General features: G+C 62.7%; 16 protein-coding genes. 14 read left to right on the forward strand and 2 right to left on the reverse strand.

Going from position 1 to position 18,201, the window contains the following annotated elements; all coding sequences use genetic code 11:
* Window positions 1-247 precede the first annotated feature (247 nt).
* From NKI38_RS03230 to NKI38_RS03285, 12 genes are all read left to right on the forward strand, one after another.
* Entirely contained in the window at window positions 248-982 is a 735-nt protein-coding gene (locus NKI38_RS03230; protein ID WP_352654719.1) for a helix-hairpin-helix domain-containing protein, read from the forward strand.
* A gap of 213 nt (window positions 983-1,195) precedes the next feature.
* Complete coding sequence (locus NKI38_RS03235; protein ID WP_352654721.1) at window positions 1,196-2,341, forward strand: aminodeoxychorismate synthase component I; 1,146 nt, start codon at window positions 1,196-1,198, stop codon at window positions 2,339-2,341.
* Entirely contained in the window at window positions 2,290-2,952 is a 663-nt protein-coding gene (locus tag NKI38_RS03240) for an aminotransferase class IV family protein (protein ID WP_352654723.1), read from the forward strand. The genes NKI38_RS03235 and NKI38_RS03240 overlap by 52 nt, the downstream gene beginning before the upstream one ends.
* A gap of 14 nt (window positions 2,953-2,966) precedes the next feature.
* Window positions 2,967-3,254, forward strand: a complete 288-nt coding sequence (locus tag NKI38_RS03245; protein ID WP_352654725.1) for a YciI family protein — start codon at window positions 2,967-2,969, stop codon at window positions 3,252-3,254.
* Window positions 3,251-4,189, forward strand: a complete 939-nt coding sequence (locus NKI38_RS03250) for a heme-dependent oxidative N-demethylase family protein (protein WP_352654727.1) — start codon at window positions 3,251-3,253, stop codon at window positions 4,187-4,189. Before NKI38_RS03245 ends, NKI38_RS03250 begins: the two co-directional genes overlap by 4 nt.
* Window positions 4,190-4,318: 129 nt before the next feature.
* Complete coding sequence (locus NKI38_RS03255) at window positions 4,319-5,764, forward strand: homospermidine synthase (RefSeq protein WP_352654729.1); 1,446 nt, start codon at window positions 4,319-4,321, stop codon at window positions 5,762-5,764.
* A 187-nt stretch (window positions 5,765-5,951) separates the two neighbouring features.
* Window positions 5,952-6,329, forward strand: a complete 378-nt coding sequence (gene omp10, locus NKI38_RS03260; protein WP_352654731.1) for an outer membrane lipoprotein Omp10 — start codon at window positions 5,952-5,954, stop codon at window positions 6,327-6,329.
* Between the two features lie 189 nt (window positions 6,330-6,518).
* Window positions 6,519-8,516, forward strand: coding sequence for a 5'-nucleotidase C-terminal domain-containing protein (locus NKI38_RS03265; RefSeq protein WP_352654733.1), 1,998 nt, complete (start codon window positions 6,519-6,521; stop codon window positions 8,514-8,516).
* Between the two features lie 136 nt (window positions 8,517-8,652).
* Complete coding sequence (gene hemH, locus NKI38_RS03270; RefSeq protein ID WP_352654735.1) at window positions 8,653-9,717, forward strand: ferrochelatase; 1,065 nt, start codon at window positions 8,653-8,655, stop codon at window positions 9,715-9,717.
* Between the two features lie 154 nt (window positions 9,718-9,871).
* Window positions 9,872-11,116: an NAD(P)/FAD-dependent oxidoreductase gene (locus NKI38_RS03275; protein ID WP_352654737.1), complete on the forward strand. Its 1,245-nt coding sequence runs from the start codon at window positions 9,872-9,874 to the stop codon at window positions 11,114-11,116.
* Window positions 11,117-11,204: 88 nt separating this feature from the next.
* A complete protein-coding gene (locus tag NKI38_RS03280; RefSeq protein ID WP_352654739.1) occupies window positions 11,205-12,155 on the forward strand; it encodes an SPFH domain-containing protein in 951 nt (316 codons plus the stop codon).
* Between the two features lie 77 nt (window positions 12,156-12,232).
* Window positions 12,233-12,697, forward strand: a complete 465-nt coding sequence (locus tag NKI38_RS03285) for an NfeD family protein (RefSeq protein WP_352654741.1) — start codon at window positions 12,233-12,235, stop codon at window positions 12,695-12,697.
* Between the two features lie 65 nt (window positions 12,698-12,762).
* Here the strand turns inward: NKI38_RS03285 and NKI38_RS03290 are convergent, their stop codons facing one another.
* A complete protein-coding gene (locus NKI38_RS03290) occupies window positions 12,763-13,764 on the reverse strand; it encodes a KpsF/GutQ family sugar-phosphate isomerase (protein ID WP_352654743.1) in 1,002 nt (333 codons plus the stop codon).
* Window positions 13,765-14,013: 249 nt separating this feature from the next.
* Here NKI38_RS03290 and NKI38_RS03295 point away from each other — a divergent pair, with 249 nt between their 5' ends.
* A complete protein-coding gene (locus NKI38_RS03295) occupies window positions 14,014-15,804 on the forward strand; it encodes an outer membrane beta-barrel protein (RefSeq protein ID WP_352654745.1) in 1,791 nt (596 codons plus the stop codon).
* Window positions 15,805-15,857: 53 nt separating this feature from the next.
* On the opposite strand, the gene galU is transcribed toward NKI38_RS03295, so the two are convergent.
* Window positions 15,858-16,760 (reverse strand): UTP--glucose-1-phosphate uridylyltransferase GalU, encoded by a 903-nt coding sequence (galU, locus tag NKI38_RS03300; RefSeq protein WP_502899241.1) that lies wholly within the window; start codon window positions 16,758-16,760, stop codon window positions 15,858-15,860.
* A 208-nt stretch (window positions 16,761-16,968) separates the two neighbouring features.
* Between galU and NKI38_RS03305 the strand changes: the two genes are divergently transcribed.
* Window positions 16,969-18,189, forward strand: coding sequence for a lytic murein transglycosylase (locus NKI38_RS03305; RefSeq protein WP_352654747.1), 1,221 nt, complete (start codon window positions 16,969-16,971; stop codon window positions 18,187-18,189).
* Window positions 18,190-18,201: the final 12 nt, after the last annotated feature.

Below are 18,201 nucleotides of genomic sequence, written 5' to 3' on the forward strand. Positions count from 1 at the left end.
AAAGCTCTATGATAGCCTTCGCTCCAAGCTCAGCCGGAGCGCATGCGGATCGGCGAGGAAAAATCTCAGCCGGCCGTGGCGCTCAGGCGAACGCGACAACGGCCGTTGGCCATGGGCAAGCAAAAAGCCGATCGCCGACAGCTCCACCGAAGCCGGCTGTTCTGCGAACCGCGGACCACCATCGAGTAATCCTTCGCCGAGGTCATGGACCCATGCCGCGGCAGACGGATCTGACTGGAGAGAGACAATGGGCACTTTTTTCTACATGCTCCTGGCGTTCCTGGTAGGCGTGCTGGTGGGCTGGTTCCTCTGGGGACGCCTGCGCGGTGAGCTCGACAGCTTGCGTGGCGACGTCGATCGCACACGCAGCGAGCGCGACAGGCTGCGCGCCGACAGCGACCGGCTGACCGGTGAACTTGATGCATGCGGCAAGACCCGCGCCGACCTCGAGCGCCGGCTGCGCGACGCGCAGGCAACGCCCGTTGCCGGGAGCAGCGCGGCAAAGCCGGCGGGCCAGGCGTCCGCAGCCCTGATGTCGACTTCCGCGACGGCCAAATCCGCCGCCGCAAAACCCGCGCCGGCCAAACCGGCCGCAGCGAAGGCGGTCACCGCCAAGCCGGCGGCGAAACCCGCCACCGCTAAAGCCTCGGCTCCAGCCAAATCCGCGACGAGCAAGCCCGCAGCGGCCAAGAAAGCTGCACCGGCACCGGCCAAGCCAGCATCCGGCAAGCCCGACAATCTGCGCCGGCTGATCGGCATTGGGCCGGTCAACGAGAAGCTGCTCAAGGCGCAAGGCGTCACCAGCTTCGCCCAGATCGCCAGCTGGACAGCAGCCGATGTCAAGCGGATCGAGGACGTGATGAATTTTGACGGCCGCATCGCACGCGAGCGCTGGATCGAGCAGGCCAAGCTGCTCGCCGCCGGCAACGAAAAGGAATTCGCCAAGCAGTTTCCGACAGCTGGAACCGCCAGCAACACCTGAGCGGCAGAGGCACTATTGTTGCAAACGGCGGTGCCCTGGGCGCCGCCGTTTGTTTTTGGCCGGCAATATCGACGCGGAGGTAGCCTGCAGGTCGGCCCCAAGGTCGGCCCAAAGGTCGGCTTTGAGTGGCAGCGTGCCGTTCCCTCGATTGCGCGCGAGCGGCCCCCCATATAGAGCGGTCGACGGCTTCATTGACCGCAGCATCCGGTGCCCATGTCCCTGCCCGCCGCCATTTTCCGCAACGACGAAACCGCGCGCCAGCTCGTTTTCGACCGGCCGGTCGATGTCATCGTGGCGCATGAGGCAAAGGATTTCCTGCCGGCGCTGGAAGCAGCGCAAGCCGCGCACGATGCCGGCAAATGGCTTGCCGGCTATTTCTCCTATGAGGCGGGGTATCTGCTCGAGCCAAAACTCGTTCCCTTGCTTCCGGACGGGCGCCGCGCTCCACTCGTGTGCCTTGGAGTTTTCGATGCGCCGGTCGAAGAGGCGGTGCCGCCACGCAATACCGTGGCGACCAATGGTCCGATCTTCGACGCCCGGGCAACCTGGTCGCCCGAGGAATACGAGAAGCGGTTCTCGCGGCTGCACCAGCACATCAGGCAGGGCGATTGCTACCAGGGCAATTTGACCTTTCCGGTGCATGCGCAGTGGTCGGGTGACCCGCTGGCCGCCTTCGATGCGCTGACCGAACGCCAACCGGTGAAATATGGCGCGCTGGTCGCGCTCGGTGAACCCATTGTGCTGTCGCGCTCGCCCGAACTGTTCTTCGAGATCGACGCCGGGGGCATGATCGAGACGCATCCGATGAAGGGCACGGCACCGCGCGGCGCCACCAAGGCCGAGGACGAACGGCAGAAGATCTTCCTGCGCAACGACGAGAAGAACCAGGCCGAAAACCGGATGATCGTCGATCTCCTGCGCAACGATATCTCGCTGATCAGCGAGGTCGGCACGCTCGACGTGCCAGCGCTGTTCCGCATCGAAACCTATCCGACCGTCCATCAGATGGTGAGCGACGTCAGGGCAAAACTGCTGCCGGGTCTCTCGATCCGCCAGATCTTCGCGGCGCTGTTTCCTTGCGGCTCGATCACCGGCGCGCCAAAAATCCGCGCCATGGAAATCCTGCACGATCTGGAAGGCACGCCCCGCGACGTCTATTGCGGCGCCATCGGCTGGATCGCGCCCGGTGGCACGATGCGCTTTTCCGTGGCGATCCGCACCATCTCGCTCTTTTCCGGCGGCGAGGCCATCTACAATGTCGGAGGCGGCGTGGTCTTCGATTCGACGGCGCAGGAGGAGTATCAGGAGTGTCTGCTGAAAGCGCGCTTCGCGACGGGAACACCGCCGATTTCCAGCTGATCGAGACCATGCGCTGGGAACCCAGCTCGGGCTTCCAGCGCTTCGATCGCCATCTCGCCCGCCTCTATGATTCGGCGGCGGAACTCGGCTTCCGCTATGATCCGCAGACGATCGGCGACGTGCTGGGCGATGCGGTTAGCGGGTCCGGCATTGCCCTGCGCACCCGCCTCGCTCTCTCCCGCAACGGCGAGGCGACCACCTCGGCACAACCCTACGAACCGCTCGCCGCCGACAAGGTCTGGACGCTGCGGCTGGCGCGAACGAGGCTCGATTCGCACGATACGCTGCTGCGCCACAAGACCAGCCGGCGGCAGCTCTACACGCATGCCCGCGCTGAATATCTTATCACCCAGGCCGACGAGGTGATCCTGGCCAACGAGCGCGGCGAAATCTGTGAAGGCACCATCACCAACGTCTTTGCCGATCTTGGCGACGGCATGCTGGCGACGCCCCGGCTCGACTGCGGCCTGCTGCCTGGCGTATTGCGCGCCGAGCTTCTGGATGAAGGCCGCGCCCGTGAAGCGATCTACAGCTTGGACGATCTGAAATCTGCCAGGGCGCTGTTCGTCGGCAATTCGCTGCGCGGACTGATTCCGGCCAAACTTGCCTGAGAGGGTCCATAACGATGTTCGTCGTTTCGCTGAACTACAAGGTGCCGGTGACCGAGATCGACCAACTCCAGGCCGCGCATGTCGAGTGGCTGAAGGCCTGCTACGCGGACGGCATCTTCGTTGCCTCCGGGCCGAAGAAGCCGAGGACTGGCGGCATCATCATCGCGCAATGTCCGCGCGAGGCGCTCGACGCCAGGCTGGCCGCCGACCCTTTCGCCAAGGCAGGCGCGGCCGACTATGATGTCACCGAATTCCTGGCGAGGATGACCGCCGCCGGCCTCGAGCAGTTCAAGGAAGCATGAGCTTGGCCAAGGCGCTGCCCACCCACACGCCCTATGACGGCTCTTCGAAACTCTTCAGCATCGGGCTGAAACCGCTCGATCCGGCGGACTGGATCGAGGTCGACGACCATCTGCTGCCGTATCTCGCCGAGAAACGCCGGCTCTATGCCAAAATCCCCGAGCGCGTTTTCGTCGGGGAGGACGGCACGCGGGACGCCCAGCAGGAAGTGCTCGATCTGCTCCGCGCGCATCTGCTGGAGCGGTACCCCGAAACCTATCGGCGCATCGGCGCGGACCTGGAGGTCATGGGCGCCGCGAACCATCCCACCCACCCTTCCGGTTTCGAGGATGCCCCGCTTGTCGCCGCCTCGCTGCTGGTACAGGAAGACTTGGTCCTGATGCGTCGCAGCGACAATGGCTGGCGGCTGGTCGCCGGCTCGCTGTGCTTTCCCTCGTCCTGGTCGCTCCAGGAAAAGTTCGGCAAGCCGCTGCAGGATATCCACGCGCCGGTGCCGGGTTTCGGCCCGGGCACGCGTCCGGCCGAGCTGATCAACCGCATGTTCGATGGCCTCCAGGGGCAGGCCGTCGAGCGCTACAACTGGTCGATCCAGTCTGATAACGCGCTCTACCATCCGCTCTCCGACCTGCAGCGCATCGACCGCGCCACCAACCGGCCGTCGCGCTTTTCCGATGGCGACATCAACGCCCACGCCTTCATCCGCGTCGAACGGCAAACCCTGCGAAAACTGCCAGTTGCACGCGATATCCTGTTCACCATTCGCATCCATCTCGACCCTCTCGCCGTGCTCGCCCGGCACCCGGATCGGGCGAAGCTGGCGGTGTCTTTCGCCGCCCAGCTCGAAGCGCTCGATCTCGCCCAGCTCGACTACAAGGGCCTGACCGCAGACCGCGATCGGCTGATGTCGGTCCTTAACCACATGGCCAATGACGGCTAGTCGCTGGTTGGCGCTTTTCGCTGGTTTGTGACAATGATCTGTGATGTAGCGCATGGCCGCCGGGCAAAGATGCCCGGTTTTGTGTGCGTTTTTCCCGGTTTCCTGGGTTTTGAAGGAGTGTTCGATAAAATGGCGACTGAAAACTGGCCCGTTTACGGTGAAATCACCGGCCCTGTCGTGATGATCGGCTTTGGTTCGATCGGCCGGGGAACGCTGCCGATGATCGAACGCCATTTCAAGTTCGACACGTCTCGCATGACGGTCATCGACCCACGCGACACCGACCGCAAGCTGCTCGACGAGCGCGGCATCACCTTCATGCAGGAAGCGGTTACCGAGAAGAACTACAAGAAGCTCTTGACGCCGCTTCTGACCGGGGGCGACGGCCAGGGTTTTTGTATCAACCTGTCGGTCGATACCGGTTCGGTGGACCTGATGCGGCTCTGCCGCAAGCTCGGCGTGCTCTACATCGACACCGTCGTCGAGCCATGGCTCGGCTTCTATTTCGACGCCAAGGCCGACAACGCCAGCCGCACCAACTACGCGCTGCGCGAATCGCTGCTCAAGGAAAAGCACGACAAGCCCGGCGGCCCAACGGCTGTCTCCACCTGCGGCGCCAACCCCGGCATGGTCTCGTGGTTCGTCAAGCAGGCGCTGGTCAATCTCGCCACCGATCTCGGCCTCGAGTTTTCAGAGCCGGCGCAGGACGACCGCGAGGGCTGGGCCAAGCTGATGAAGAAGGCCGGCGTCAAGGGCATCCACATCGCCGAACGTGACACCCAGCGCGCCAAGAAGCCGAAGCCGATGGATGTGTTCTGGAACACATGGTCGGTCGAGGGCTTCATCTCCGAGGGTCTGCAGCCCGCCGAACTCGGCTGGGGCACGCATGAGAAATGGATGCCGAAGAACGCCAAGAAGCACAAGCATGGTTCGAAGGCCGCGATCTACCTGGAGCAACCCGGCGCCAACACGCGCGTGCGCTCATGGTGCCCGACGCCAGGGCCGCAGTACGGCTTCCTGGTCACGCACAACGAGGCGATCTCGATCGCCGACTTCTTCACCGTGCGCTCCAAGAAGGGCAAGGTTCAGTACCGCCCGACCTGCCACTATGCCTATCATCCCTGCAATGACGCGGTGCTGTCGCTGGACGAGATGTTCGGCGCCGCCGGCAAGCCTCAGCCCGTGCACCACGTGCTCGACGAGAACGAGCTGGTCGACGGTGTCGACGAGCTCGGCGTGCTGCTCTATGGCCACGACAAGAACGCCTACTGGTACGGCTCGCAGCTGTCGCTGGCCGAGGCACGCAAACTGGCGCCCTACCAGAACGCCACCGGCATGCAGGTCACCTCGGCGGTGCTCTCGGGCATGGTCTGGGCGCTGGAGAATCCCGAGGCTGGCATCGTCGAGGCCGACGAGATGGATTACAAGCGCTGCCTGGACGTGCAGTCCCAGTATCTCGGACCGGTCAAGGGCCACTACACCGACTGGACGCCGCTCGATAACCGCCCCGGTCTGTTCCCGGAAGACCTCGACCGGGACGACCCGTGGCAATTCCGCAACATCCTCGTTCGATAGCGGTGCGTTCCATAGGCCCCATTGCCTTGCAATCGCCCGGAAATCGGGCGATTGAAGGGATGCGGACGAGAGCGACACGTGCCCGTTTGAAGGCACGGCGTACGCTCTGGAAACTTGGATGCGCGCATCGTGCTTTCCGAAAATCGATTCCGATTTTTCGGCCGATGCGAGAGGAGAGGATTTTCACATGACTATTGCGCGCAAAGTTCTTTCTATGAGTTTGGCGGGGGCCATTGCGGCAGTGCTCGCTGCCTGTGCGACCAGCGGCCCTGATCAGCCGCCAATGGCGGCGTCGCCGAAAGGCGTTGAAGGCTCCTGGATCGACGCCAAGGGCACCGGCCTTTCGACCTTCGCCGGCGGCACCTTCACGACCGTCGCCACCGACACAGGCCAGAAGCTCGCCGATGGCAGCTACACGATGACCGGCGCCACGTCGGTGCAGATCAACGGCACGTCGCTGATCCGCCAGACGGCGGTCAGCTTCAACTGCCTGATGGTGTCGACAAGCCAGCTCAACTGCACCAGCTCCAGCGGCCAGAATTTCGTGCTGACCCGGCGCGTCTGAACCAGCGAGCATTCGCTTGCCTGAGGACGGCGGCCGGTTGGCTGCCGTCCTTTTTTATGCCGGCAAAGGTTCCGGAATTCCGCTTGCGTCATCCGGAACGCGATGGGAACATAGGTCAAAGCGCCGACTGTTATGTTCCAGTCAAGCAAGAGCGTTAAAGGCCTCTGATCAGCTTTCCGGGAGACGAAGATGAAGAAGCTTGCTGCCATTGCCGCCCTGTCCGCCTCAGCCCTCGGCCTGTCGGCCGGCGCATCCTTTGCCGACTACACACTGAACATCCTGCACATCAACGACTGGCACAGCCGCATCGAGGGCAACAACAAATATGAATCGACCTGCTCGGCCGACGAGGAGACCAAGGGTGAGTGCATCGGCGGCGCGGGCAGGCTGATCACCGCTATCGCCCAGGAGCGCAAGAAGCTGGAAGGCCAGAATGTGCTGCTGCTCAGCGCCGGCGACAATTTCCAGGGCTCGCTGTTCTACACGACCTACAAGGGCAAGGTCGAAGGCGAATTCCTCAACCAGATGAAGTTCGACGCCATGGCGCTCGGCAACCATGAATTCGACGACGGCGAAGTCGCCCTGGCGCCGTTCCTCGACATGATCAAGTTCCCGGTGCTGGGTGCCAATGTGAAGGCCAACGCGCAATCCAAGCTCGGCGACCGCGTCAAGCCGTCTGTTGTCGTCGAGGTCGGCGGCCAGAAGATCGGCATCATCGGCGCGATCACCAACGACACCCCGGACCTCGCCTCCCCCGGCCCCAATGTCGCCATCGAGGACGACGTCAAGTCGATCACCGCTGAAGTCGAGAAGCTGAGGGGAGAGGGCGTCAACAAGATCATCGCCGTGACCCATATCGGCTACAAGCGCGAGCGTGACGTCATCGCCAAGATCCCGGGCATCGATGTCGTCGTCGGCGGCCATAGCCATTCGCTGCTGTCGAACACCGACCCGAAGGCGGAAGGCCCCTACCCGACGATGGTCGACAACCCGGACGGCTACAAGGTGCCGGTCGTGCAGGCGGCGTCCTATTCGAAATATCTCGGCGAGTTCAAGGTGGTGTTCGACGACAATGGCGTCGTCAAATCGGCCAGCGGCGACCCAATCTATCTTGACAAGTCGATCACGCCCGACCCGGCCGTGCTCGCCCGTATCAAGGAGCTTGGCGCGCCGATCGAAGCGCTGAAGAATAAGGAAGTCGCCGAGACCACCGACGTGATCGACGGCAGCCGCGAGAGCTGCCGCACCCGCGAATGCGCGATGGGCAACCTCGTCTCCGACGCCATCCTCGACCGCGTCAAGGGACAGGGTGTCGAGATCGTCATCTCCAATGGCGGCGGCCTGCGCGCCTCGATCGACAAGGGCATCGTGACCATGGGCGAGGTGCTGACCGTGCTGCCGTTCCAGAACACGCTGGCGACCTTCCAGATTTCCGGTAAGGACCTGGTGGCTGGCCTCGAGAGCGGACTCAGCCAGGTCGAGGACGGCGCCGGGCGCTTCCCGCAGGTCGCCGGCCTGAAATATTCCTTCGACAAGTCCGCCGCGCCCAATGCCGGCCGCGTCAAGTCGGTCGAGGTCATGGAAGGCGGCGCCTGGACGCCGCTCAATCCGGACAAGGACTATCTGGTCGCCACCAACAATTATGTCCGCCAGGGCGGCGACGGCTACAAGATCTTCGCTGACAAGGCGAAGAACGCCTACGATTACGGTCCCGGTCTTGAACAGGTGGTTGCCGACTATCTCGGCACCCACCGGCCGTACACGCCGAAGCTCGACGGTCGCATCACCGAGATCGCGGCGACCGTCGCGGCGGCACCCGCGGCCGAACCAGCCAAGCCTGCGGAAGCGGCCCCGGCAATGCCTGAACTTCCGGCCAACTCGGGTGATATCGCCAACACACCGCCGGCCGTATCGACAGAGACGGCGCCTGCCGCACCGGCCGAGCCAGCAAAACCGGCTGAAGCAGCACCGGCTCCTGCCCCGGCGGCACCGGCCGAACCGGCAAAGCCCGCCGAGGCCGCGTCAGCTGAAAGCAGCCATATCATCGTTGCCGGGGATACCTACTGGGATCTGGCGGTGAAGGCCTATGGCGATGGCACCAGGTGGAAAGTCATTTCGGGCGCCAACAAGGGCTATGAGCCGCGCCGGCTTCCGGTCGGCGCAACGCTGACCATCCCGCCGAAATAACATCGCTTCGATGCCTGAAAGACACCGCCCGCCCGAGAAACCGGGCGGGCGTCCTGTTTTCGAGCTAAGGTGCGGCCAGACGCTGCATTGAAAGCGCGCGCTAGATGGTTAGGTTCGCGTCTCCCGGAGAACCCTTATGACGCTTTCCACCCCTGTCGATCCCAAGGCCGCGAAAGCGCTCGGCCCGTTGCCCGCCGGACATCCGCCGGCCAAGACGGGCAAGATCGGCATCATGCTGGTCAATCTGGGCACGCCTGATGGCACCGACTTCAAGCCGATGTGGCGATATCTCCGTGAATTCCTGTCCGACCCGCGCGTCATCGAACTCAACAGGGCAATATGGTATCCGATCCTCTATGGCCTTGTGCTCACCAGGCGGCCCAAGAAGTCGGGCGCCAACTACGCACGGATCTGGAACCGGGAAAAGAATGAGTCGCCGCTGCGCACCTATACCCGCGCCCAGGCCGAAAAGCTGGCCGAAGCGCTGAGCGACCTGCCTGATATCGTCGTCGACTGGGCGATGCGCTACGGCAACCCTTCAACCGCCAGCATTGCCCAGCGTCTGGTCGACCAGGGCTGCGACCGCATTCTTTCCTTCCCGCTCTATCCGCAATATTCAGCGACGACCACGGCAACAGCCAACGACCAGCTGTTTCGCGCGCTGATGAAAATGCGCCGCGCACCGGCCGTCCGCAGCGTGCCGCCCTACTATGACGAACCGGTCTACATCGAAGCGCTGGCGCGCTCGATCGAACGGCATCTGGCGACGCTGGACTTCGAGCCGGAGGTGGTCATCACCTCCTATCACGGCATTCCAAAACCCTATTTCGAGAAGGGCGACCCCTATCATTGCCATTGCCAGAAGACGACGCGGCTGCTGCGCGAACGGCTTGGCTGGGATGACAAGAAACTGATCATCACCTTCCAGTCGCGCTTCGGCGCGCAGGAATGGCTGCAGCCCTATACTGACAAGACGGTGGAAAAACTCGCGCAGGACGGCGTCAAGTCGATCGCCATCGTCAATCCCGGCTTTTCCGTCGACTGCATCGAGACGCTGGACGAGATCGGCCGCGAGGCGGCCGAGACCTTTCATCACGCCGGCGGCAAGAACTTCGCCCATATCCCTTGCCTCAACGACAGCGCCGAGGGCATGGCGGTGATCGAAGCGATGGTGCGGCGCGAACTGTCCGGCTGGGTCTAGGGGGCAATTCCAGGAAAAGTGTAAAACGGTTTTCCGCCCGGAATTGCTTCAAACAAGAGTTAGAGCGGCTCGCCGCATCCGTGAAGCGGTGGGCCGCTCTGAACCGGAACAACACAAGCTCCGGGGCGTTAAGGCGCGCCCTCCGGAGAATTCGATGCCCCGCAAGCTCGATCTCAGAACTGGCCGGCCAGTCTGGTCCGCCTATCGCGCGCCTGCGGTGCCGACGGACAGCCTGATCCGGGACGTCAAGACAGATGTGCTGATCGTCGGCATGGGCATCAGCGGCGCCATGATGGCGGAGGCACTAACGGCGCAAGGCCATGCGGTGATCTGCATCGACCGCCGCGGCCCGCTGAAAGGATCGACGTCCGCAACCACCGCGCTGGTGCAATTCGAACTCGACCAGCCGCTTTCGACGCTTTCGAAGATGATCGGCAAAACCTCGGCGGAGCAGGCCTGGCGACGCTCGCGGCTTGCCGTTTCTAACCTTGCCGCTCGCATTGCCGAACTCGGCGTCAATTGTGGCCTGAGCCGCACCCCGTCGCTCTATCTGACCGGCACCTTGCTCGGGCCATCGGGACTGCGCGACGAGGCCGAGGCACGGCGGCAAGCAGGCATCGGCGCGACCTATCTCACATCAGCGCCGCTGGCGGAGATATTCGGCATCGATCGTGACGGCGCCATCCTCAGCCACGGCAACATCGCACTCGACCCGCGCAAGCTGACGGCCGGCTTGTTGCTCAAGGCCGTGGAGCGCAAGGCACGTTTCTACGCTCCGGCCGAAGCGACGGCGATCGAGGACAGTGCCGACGCGGTTGTCGTCGCGACCAGGGGTGGCCCGACCATCACCGCGCAACACGTAATTCTGGCCACCGGCTACGAGTTCGTCGATATCGTGCCGGCAGCAGTCCACCAGATCGTCTCGACATGGGCGATCGCGACACGACCGCAATCGCGAAAGATCTGGCCGCAGGCAGCCTTCATCTGGGAGGCGTCGGACCCTTACCTCTATGTCAGGGCGACTACCGACGGCAGGGTCATCTGCGGCGGCGAGGATGAGGATTTTTTCGACGAGGCGCGGCGCGACGAGTTGATCAGCGACAAGAGCGCACGCATCGCCGAAAAACTTAGCCTGATATTTCCGCATCTCGACACCAGGCCTGAATTCGCCTGGACCGGTTCTTTCGGCACCACGACCACCGGCCTGCCTTATATCGGTGCCATTCCCAGGCACCCTCGCATCCATGCAGTGATGGGCTACGGCGGCAATGGCATCACCTTCTCGCAGATTGCTTCCGAGATTGTCTCGGCCTCGATCGACGGGCTGGACGACGCGGATGCGAGGTTGCTTGCCTTCAACCGCAGGATGCAAGCTTGCAAACAATCCATCATCACCTGATTGTAACGCATCTGAAATACACTTAAGCCTTTGGTGAAGTCGGCTGCGCGAGAATGGCTTGTGCGGCCTTCGTCTGAGGGAGAGCCAAATGGATTTCAGTGGTTTCGATATTGCGGTTGGTGCACTTGCCCTTCTGGTATTGGTGCTTCTGATCAAAGGCATCAGGACAATCCCGCAAGGCTACAATTATACGGTGGAGCGCTTTGGCCGTTACACCAAGACACTGAGCCCAGGCCTCAATTTCATTTTCCCGTTCGTCGATCGCATCGGCGCCAAGATGAACATGATGGAGCAGGTGCTCGACGTTCCGAGCCAGGAAATCATCACTCGCGACAACGCCATCGTCGGTGTCGACGGCATCGCCTTTTACCAGATCCTCAATGCGGCGCAGGCCGCCTATCAGGTTGCCGGCCTGCAGAACGCCATCCTCAACCTGACGATGACCAACATCCGCACTGTCATGGGTTCGATGGACCTCGACGAGCTTCTGTCGAATCGCGACGCCATCAACGAGCGCCTGCTGCGCGTCGTCGATGAAGCAGCGCATCCGTGGGGCATCAAGATCACCCGCGTCGAGATCAAGGACATCAACCCGCCGGCCAACCTCATCGAATCGATGGGCCGTCAAATGACCGCGGAGCGCAACAAGCGCGCGCAGATCCTTGCCGCCGAAGGTCTCAAGCAGTCGCAGATCCTCGAAGCCGAAGGCCGCAAGGAAGCCGCCTTCCGCGACGCCGAGGCGCGCGAACGTTCGGCTGAGGCGGAAGCTCGCGCCACGCAGGTGGTCTCAGAAGCAATTTCCAAGGGCGACGTGCAGGCGCTGAATTACTTCGTCGCCCAGAAATACACCGAGGCGCTGGGCAAGATCGGCACGGCCACCAACAGCAAGATCGTGCTGATGCCCTTCGAGGCGTCGTCGCTGATCGGTTCGCTCGGCGGCATTGGCGAGATCGCCAAGGAGGTTTTCCGCAGCGAAGGCATGACCGGCGCGCAAAGGCAGGCCGCGCGCCCGCCAGTCGTTCGCCCGACCGATAACTGAGATCGTAGGAGCATGACCCCGAAAACTGGAAGCCGGCTTTCGGAAAAGGTCATGCTCAAAAAAGAAGAAAAACGCCCATGATCGACCGCATCATTTCCGAACTTGGCCCGTGGAACTGGATGGTTCTCGGCTTCGCCCTGCTGGTGATGGAAATCATCGCGCCCGGTATCTTCATGCTATGGATCGGCATCGCCGCCCTGATCATCGGCGCGGTGTCGCTGCTGATCTGGGATGCCGGCTTCTGGACCTGGCAGGTTCAGGTCCTCGCCTTCCTGGTGCTGTCACTGGTCTCGGCCTATGTCGGCAAGAAGCTGGTTGGTGGTCGCAATGACCCGACCGACCAGCCGCTGCTCAATCGCCGCGGCGCGCAAATGGTTGGCAGGATGGCGACACTTGCCGAACCGATCCGGGATGGACGTGGCCGCATCAAGCTGGGCGACACGCTGTGGCGTGTCTCTGGCCCGGACCTTCCGGCCGGCACGCAGGTGCGCGTGACGGGTGCTGCCGACACGGATCTGGAACTGACCGTAGAGGCGGTCTGAACGTACGCCGTTGAGGATGTGTTGAGATTCAGGTCAGGCCGGCATCACCTGAATATCGATGCATCCTAGGCCGCGCCGATGCGCAAGAGGTCGTGCAGGTGGATGAGGCCGACTGGTTTCCGGCCCTCCACCACCATCAGGCTGGTGATGGCTGAATTGTTGATCGTCTGCAGCGCCGTTGCCACCAGCGTGTCCGGCGCCGCCGTCTTCGGCCCTTTTGTCATCACCTGATCCACCGTCATCGCCAGCAGATCGCTGCCGATGTGACGGCGAATGTCACCATCGGTGATGATGCCGACCAGCGCGCCGTCTGCGTCGGTGATCGCCACGCAGCCAAATCCCTTTCGCGACAGTTCCAGGATCGCGTCCTGCATGCCGGTGCCCGTGACCACCAGCGGCAACCTGTCGCCGACATGCATGATCTCGCGGATCTGCGTCAGGTTGGCGCCAAGCTGGCCGCCCGGGTGAAAGGTGCGGAAATGGTCCGGCGTGAAGCCGCGCGCTTCGAGCAGGGCGATCGCCAGCGCATCGCCCATCACCAGCTGCAGCAGCGTCGATGTCGTCGGCGCCAGGCCATGCGGACAGGCCTCCGGCGTGCGCGGCAGCAGCAGCACGACGTCGGCGGCGCGCGCCAGCGCCGATGTCTCTCCGGCGGTTATGGCGATCAGCGGAATGGAAAAGCGCCTGGAATAGGCGACGATACCCATCAGTTCCTTGCTCTCGCCCGACCACGACATGGCGATGATGGCATCGTCCCTGGCGATCATGCCAAGATCGCCATGATTGGCTTCAGCGGGATGGACAAAGAAAGCCGGCGTGCCGGTCGAGGCCAGCGTCGCCGCGATCTTCGACCCGATATGACCGCTTTTGCCGACACCGGTGACGATGAGCCGGCCTTCAATTCCAGAGATCATCTCGACGGCCTGGGCGAAAGGCGCTGCCAATCCGTTCTCGAGGGCCTCGGCAAGGGCTGCGACCCCAGCCTGTTCTGTCGCCACCGTCCTCAGCGCCGAAGCGATCGACGCTTGCCTGCCCAAAGGCTTGTTATCCAGGGATCCCGCATGCATGGCTGATGCGATTAGCGCTTTGCCGGCGCGCTGTCCAACGGAAATGGCCCCCAGGCATGTCGCCCGAATGTGTGCGGCGGTTTGCGACAACGACGGGCGTGAAAACAAAAGCTTAACGCGCGCGGATGAAACCCCTTGGAAATCAGCGCTTCAGGCGGCCAACGGCCCGCCTCCTCAACCCTCCGTTAACCATCCCCATTTACGGTTCGGTAAGTATGGCGCGCGTGCGTCGCGCAAGCAGTGGTGGCGATGTCCGGGGTCCAGCCAGAAAAATCGAGTGGACGAAAGGGCAAGGCGGTCTGCGCTTTGCTGCTGGCGACCAGCATGTTTGCCCTGCTGCGCCCAACGACCCTGCATGCGCAGGAAACGGAACTGCGCGGCGAAGTTTCGGAATCGGCGATCCTGTCCGACCAGCAGCGCAAGGCGAGACAACTTGCTTTGGCAGCACAGGGTCAGGTGCCGACCAATGCGACGCAGGACAATGCACCGGCCCGTACCTATCTGCCGGCCAGCGCCGGCGCCGTGCCTGATGACGTGGACACCGGCGACGCAACCGCGACCGGCAGCGTTTTTGACCCGCCGGCAGCCGACGACGACAACTCCGCCGACACTCCGGCGCTGCCCAAGCCTCGCCGCCGCCCATCGACCGCCGGGCAGAATGCGGCTGACCAGGCGAAGGACAAGGCTGCGGACAAGTCGAAAAAGAAGAAGAAGTCGACGGCAGCAGACACCGACACCACCGCTTCAACGACCGCCTCCACAACGAACGCCACCGATGATGCAGACACAGATGAGGAGACGGCCAACCGCCGCGCCCTCACCATCGACAGCGCCGACAAGCAGAAGCTCGACCCAGGCGCAGAGCGCACGGACGCCATCGAAGGTCAGAAAAAGAAGCCGGAAGATGATCCGTTTGCCGCCACCGGCGTCAAATGGGGATCCTTCGTCATCCGGCCGACGATCGAACAGGGCCTGACCGCCACGTCGAACGGCGATTCCAGCAATGCCGGCAAGTCGGCACTACTGTCCGAGACGGCGCTGCGCTTTTCCGCCGCCTCCGACTGGCGCGAGAACTCCGCCACGATCGACGGCTATGGCCTGTTCCGCGAAACCGTGTCTGGTTACCCGGTTCACAACGAGCAAGGGCGCATCGAAGGCCAGCTCAATGTCGACCTCGACAATGAACTGCGCGCCATCGCCAAGCTCGGCTACGAAGCCGTGCCGGAATCAGCGTCATCACCGGACGCCATTGCAGGCGTCAGCAAGCAGCCGCTGCGGCAGACCGTCAACGGCAGCCTCGCCGTCGAAAAGGACGTCGGCAAGATGCAGTACACGTTGACCGGTGCGGTCTCGCATGACTTCTATGGCGACGCCAAGCTTTCGAACGGCACCTCGCTGTCGCAGAAGGATCAAGACTCCACGCTCTACACCGCGACCTTGCGCACCGGCTACGAGATCTCCCCCGCCCTCACCCCTTTCACCGAAATCGAGGTCGGTCGCCGGGCCTATGATCAACGCATCGACAATGAAGGTTTCGAGCGCTCGTCAACCCGGCTCGGCGCCCGCGCCGGCCTTGAGCTAGACATGGGTGAGAAGCTGTCGGGTGAGTTCTCGGCCGGCTGGCTCAGGGAAGCGATCGACGACAAGAACCTGGACGCGATTTCGGGTGCCACCGTGAATGCCGACCTCAAATGGTCGCCGGAGCGCGGCACCATCATCGGCCTGACCGGTAAGACCACTGTCGAGCCCACGACCACATCAGGCGAAAGCGGCGACATCCTCTATTCCGGCCGCCTGACGGGCGAACGCCAGATTCGCGCCAACCTCACCGGCAATGCGGCTCTGGGCCTCGACTGGCGTGACTATGTCGGCATCGATGGCCACGACAGGATCTGGAGCGCCGAGGCGGGCCTGACCTGGTGGCTGAACCGCTACGCCGGCCTCACCACCAGAGTGAGGACCGAGAAGCTGACCAGCAATTTGCCGGGCCGCGACTACACCGCCAACAGCATCTTCCTCGGTGTAAAAGTGCAGAGATAAGAAAGCTCGCCAGGCGCAGTCTGGCAAAGCGATACGTCGCCAGTTCGACTGCCCTAGGCGGCGCCGCGCCTCTCCGACGGTCTTATCTCATCGAGAAGCGTGCGAATCACGCCGGCCATGTTCCCGTTCATGTCGCTGCGCCACAGCGCGAAGGCGACATTGGCCTCGACAAAGCCTTCCGGCGATCCACAATCGAACGTGCGGCCTTGATAGTGATAGCCATAGAAGGCTTGCTGCTTTTCCAGCTTCAGCATCGCGTCGGTGAGCTGGATCTCGTTGCCGGCACCCTTTTCCTGGCCTTCGAGTATCTTGAAGATCTCGGGCTGCAGGATGTAGCGGCCGTTGATGTAGAGATTGGACGGCGCGGTGCCGGTTTTCGGCTTTTCCACCATCTCGGTGATGCGGAAGCCGTGATGCGTGTCCTCGCCACGGCCGACGATGCCGTATTTGTGGGCTTCGGCGGGATCGCATTCCTGCACGGCGATGATGTTGTTGCCGGTTTCCTCGTAGAGCTCGACCATTGCCTTCATGCAGCTCTTCTCCGACTGCATGATCATGTCGGGCAACAAAAGCGCGAAGGGCTCGTCGCCGACGAGCTCGCGGGCGCACCAGACGGCGTGGCCGAGCCCCATCGGCACCTGCTGGCGTGTGAAGCTGGTCTGCCCCGGTGCCGGCTGCAGCCGTTGCAAGCGGGCGAGCTGATCGTCCTTGCCGCGCTGGGCCAGCGTGTCATAGAGCTCGAACTGGATGTCGAAATGATCCTCGATGACCGCCTTGTTGCGGCCGGTTACGAAGATAAAATGCTCGATGCCGGCCTCGCGCGCTTCATCCACCACATACTGGATGACTGGTCGGTCGACGACGGTCAGCATTTCCTTGGGGACAGCCTTGGTGGCCGGGAGAAACCGTGTGCCGAGACCGGCGACCGGGAACACTGCCTTGCGAACTCTCTTCATGCTGTCAATTATCCGCTTGATGGCCAGCTCCGCAATCCCCGTTTCAAGACATTTTCACGCCGGAATTGAGGATTACTGGGTGATAGGGGGGAACGTTACCAGTAAAGCTTCGAGGCGTCTTTTCCTTCCCGGCGGCACCTATGGTAAACTAATTCCTAACCTGGTTCGGCGATGAATGGTCTTTCCTGAGACAGAGAAGGAGGAAAAGATGTCCGTTCGCAATGCCGCAAAACGTTTTACCAGCGTCATGGCGGCAGCCAGCCTCTCGCTCGCCCTGCTGATGCCCGGCCCCGCTTTCGCGGATGCCGGCTTCCGGCAGTGGGTTGCCGGCTTCCGCGCCACCGCCGTGCAGAGCGGCGTTTCCGGTGCTCTCTACGACCAAGCCTTCAGGGACATCAGGGATATTGACCCGGTGGTGCTGGAAAAGGCGCGCACGCAGCCTGAATTCACGGCCCCTGCCTGGGACTATTTCGACAACCGCGTCCACGACCAATCGGTAGCCGTCGGCCAGCAGATGGCCAGGAAATGGAAGCCGTGGCTGGACAGGATCGAGTCAAGGTTCGGCGTCGACCGCTACATCCTGCTGGCCATCTGGTCGATGGAATCGAACTATGGCGAAATCCTCAAGCGCGACGACATCATGCGCAATGTCGTGCGCTCGCTGGCGACCTTGGCCTATGCCGATCCGAAGCGGGCGAAATTCGCCCGCACCCAGCTGATCGCCGCGCTTAAAATCCTGCAGACCGGCGATATCGACGAAAGCCATCTGAGCGGATCCTGGGCCGGCGCCATGGGCCACACCCAGTTCATCCCGACCAGCTATCTGCACTATGCCGTCGACATGGACGGCAACGGCAAGCGCGACATCTGGAATTCTATCCCCGATGCGCTGGCGACGGCCGCCAACCTTTTGAAGAAGAATGGCTGGCAGGCCGGCAAGACCTGGGGCTACGAGGTTGCCTTGCCTGCCGGCAAACTTCCGGGCGGCTCCAAGACGCTGTCGCAATGGCAGGCTCTCGGCGTGGTCAGGGCCAACGGCAAGCCGTTCAAGAACGGCTCCGACAAGGCGACGCTGAAGGTGCCGGACGGCCGCAGCGGGCCAGCTTTCCTGATGATCAAGAATTTCTCGGTCATCAAAGCCTACAACAATGCCGACAAATATGCGCTTGCCGTCGGTCTTCTTGCCGACGAGATCGCCGGCTCCAGCGGTCTCGTGCAGGACTGGAAGCGGCCTTTCACCAAGCTCACTTTCGAGGAAAGGCAGGAGCTGCAGAAGCGGCTTTCCCAGCATGGCCTTTACGACGGCAAGTTCGACGGCAAGATCGGCGACGGCTCGAAGTCAGCCATCATGGCCTTCCAGGCCAGCGCCGGCCTGGCCCAGGATGGCTATCCGAGCATGGAAGTGCTGAAGTGGCTCCGGCAGAAATAGAGCCACCTGTGG

Origin of the sequence: Mesorhizobium sp. M0621, from assembly GCF_040320745.1 — a bacterium.
Taxonomy (GTDB): Bacteria; Pseudomonadota; Alphaproteobacteria; order Rhizobiales; family Rhizobiaceae; genus Mesorhizobium.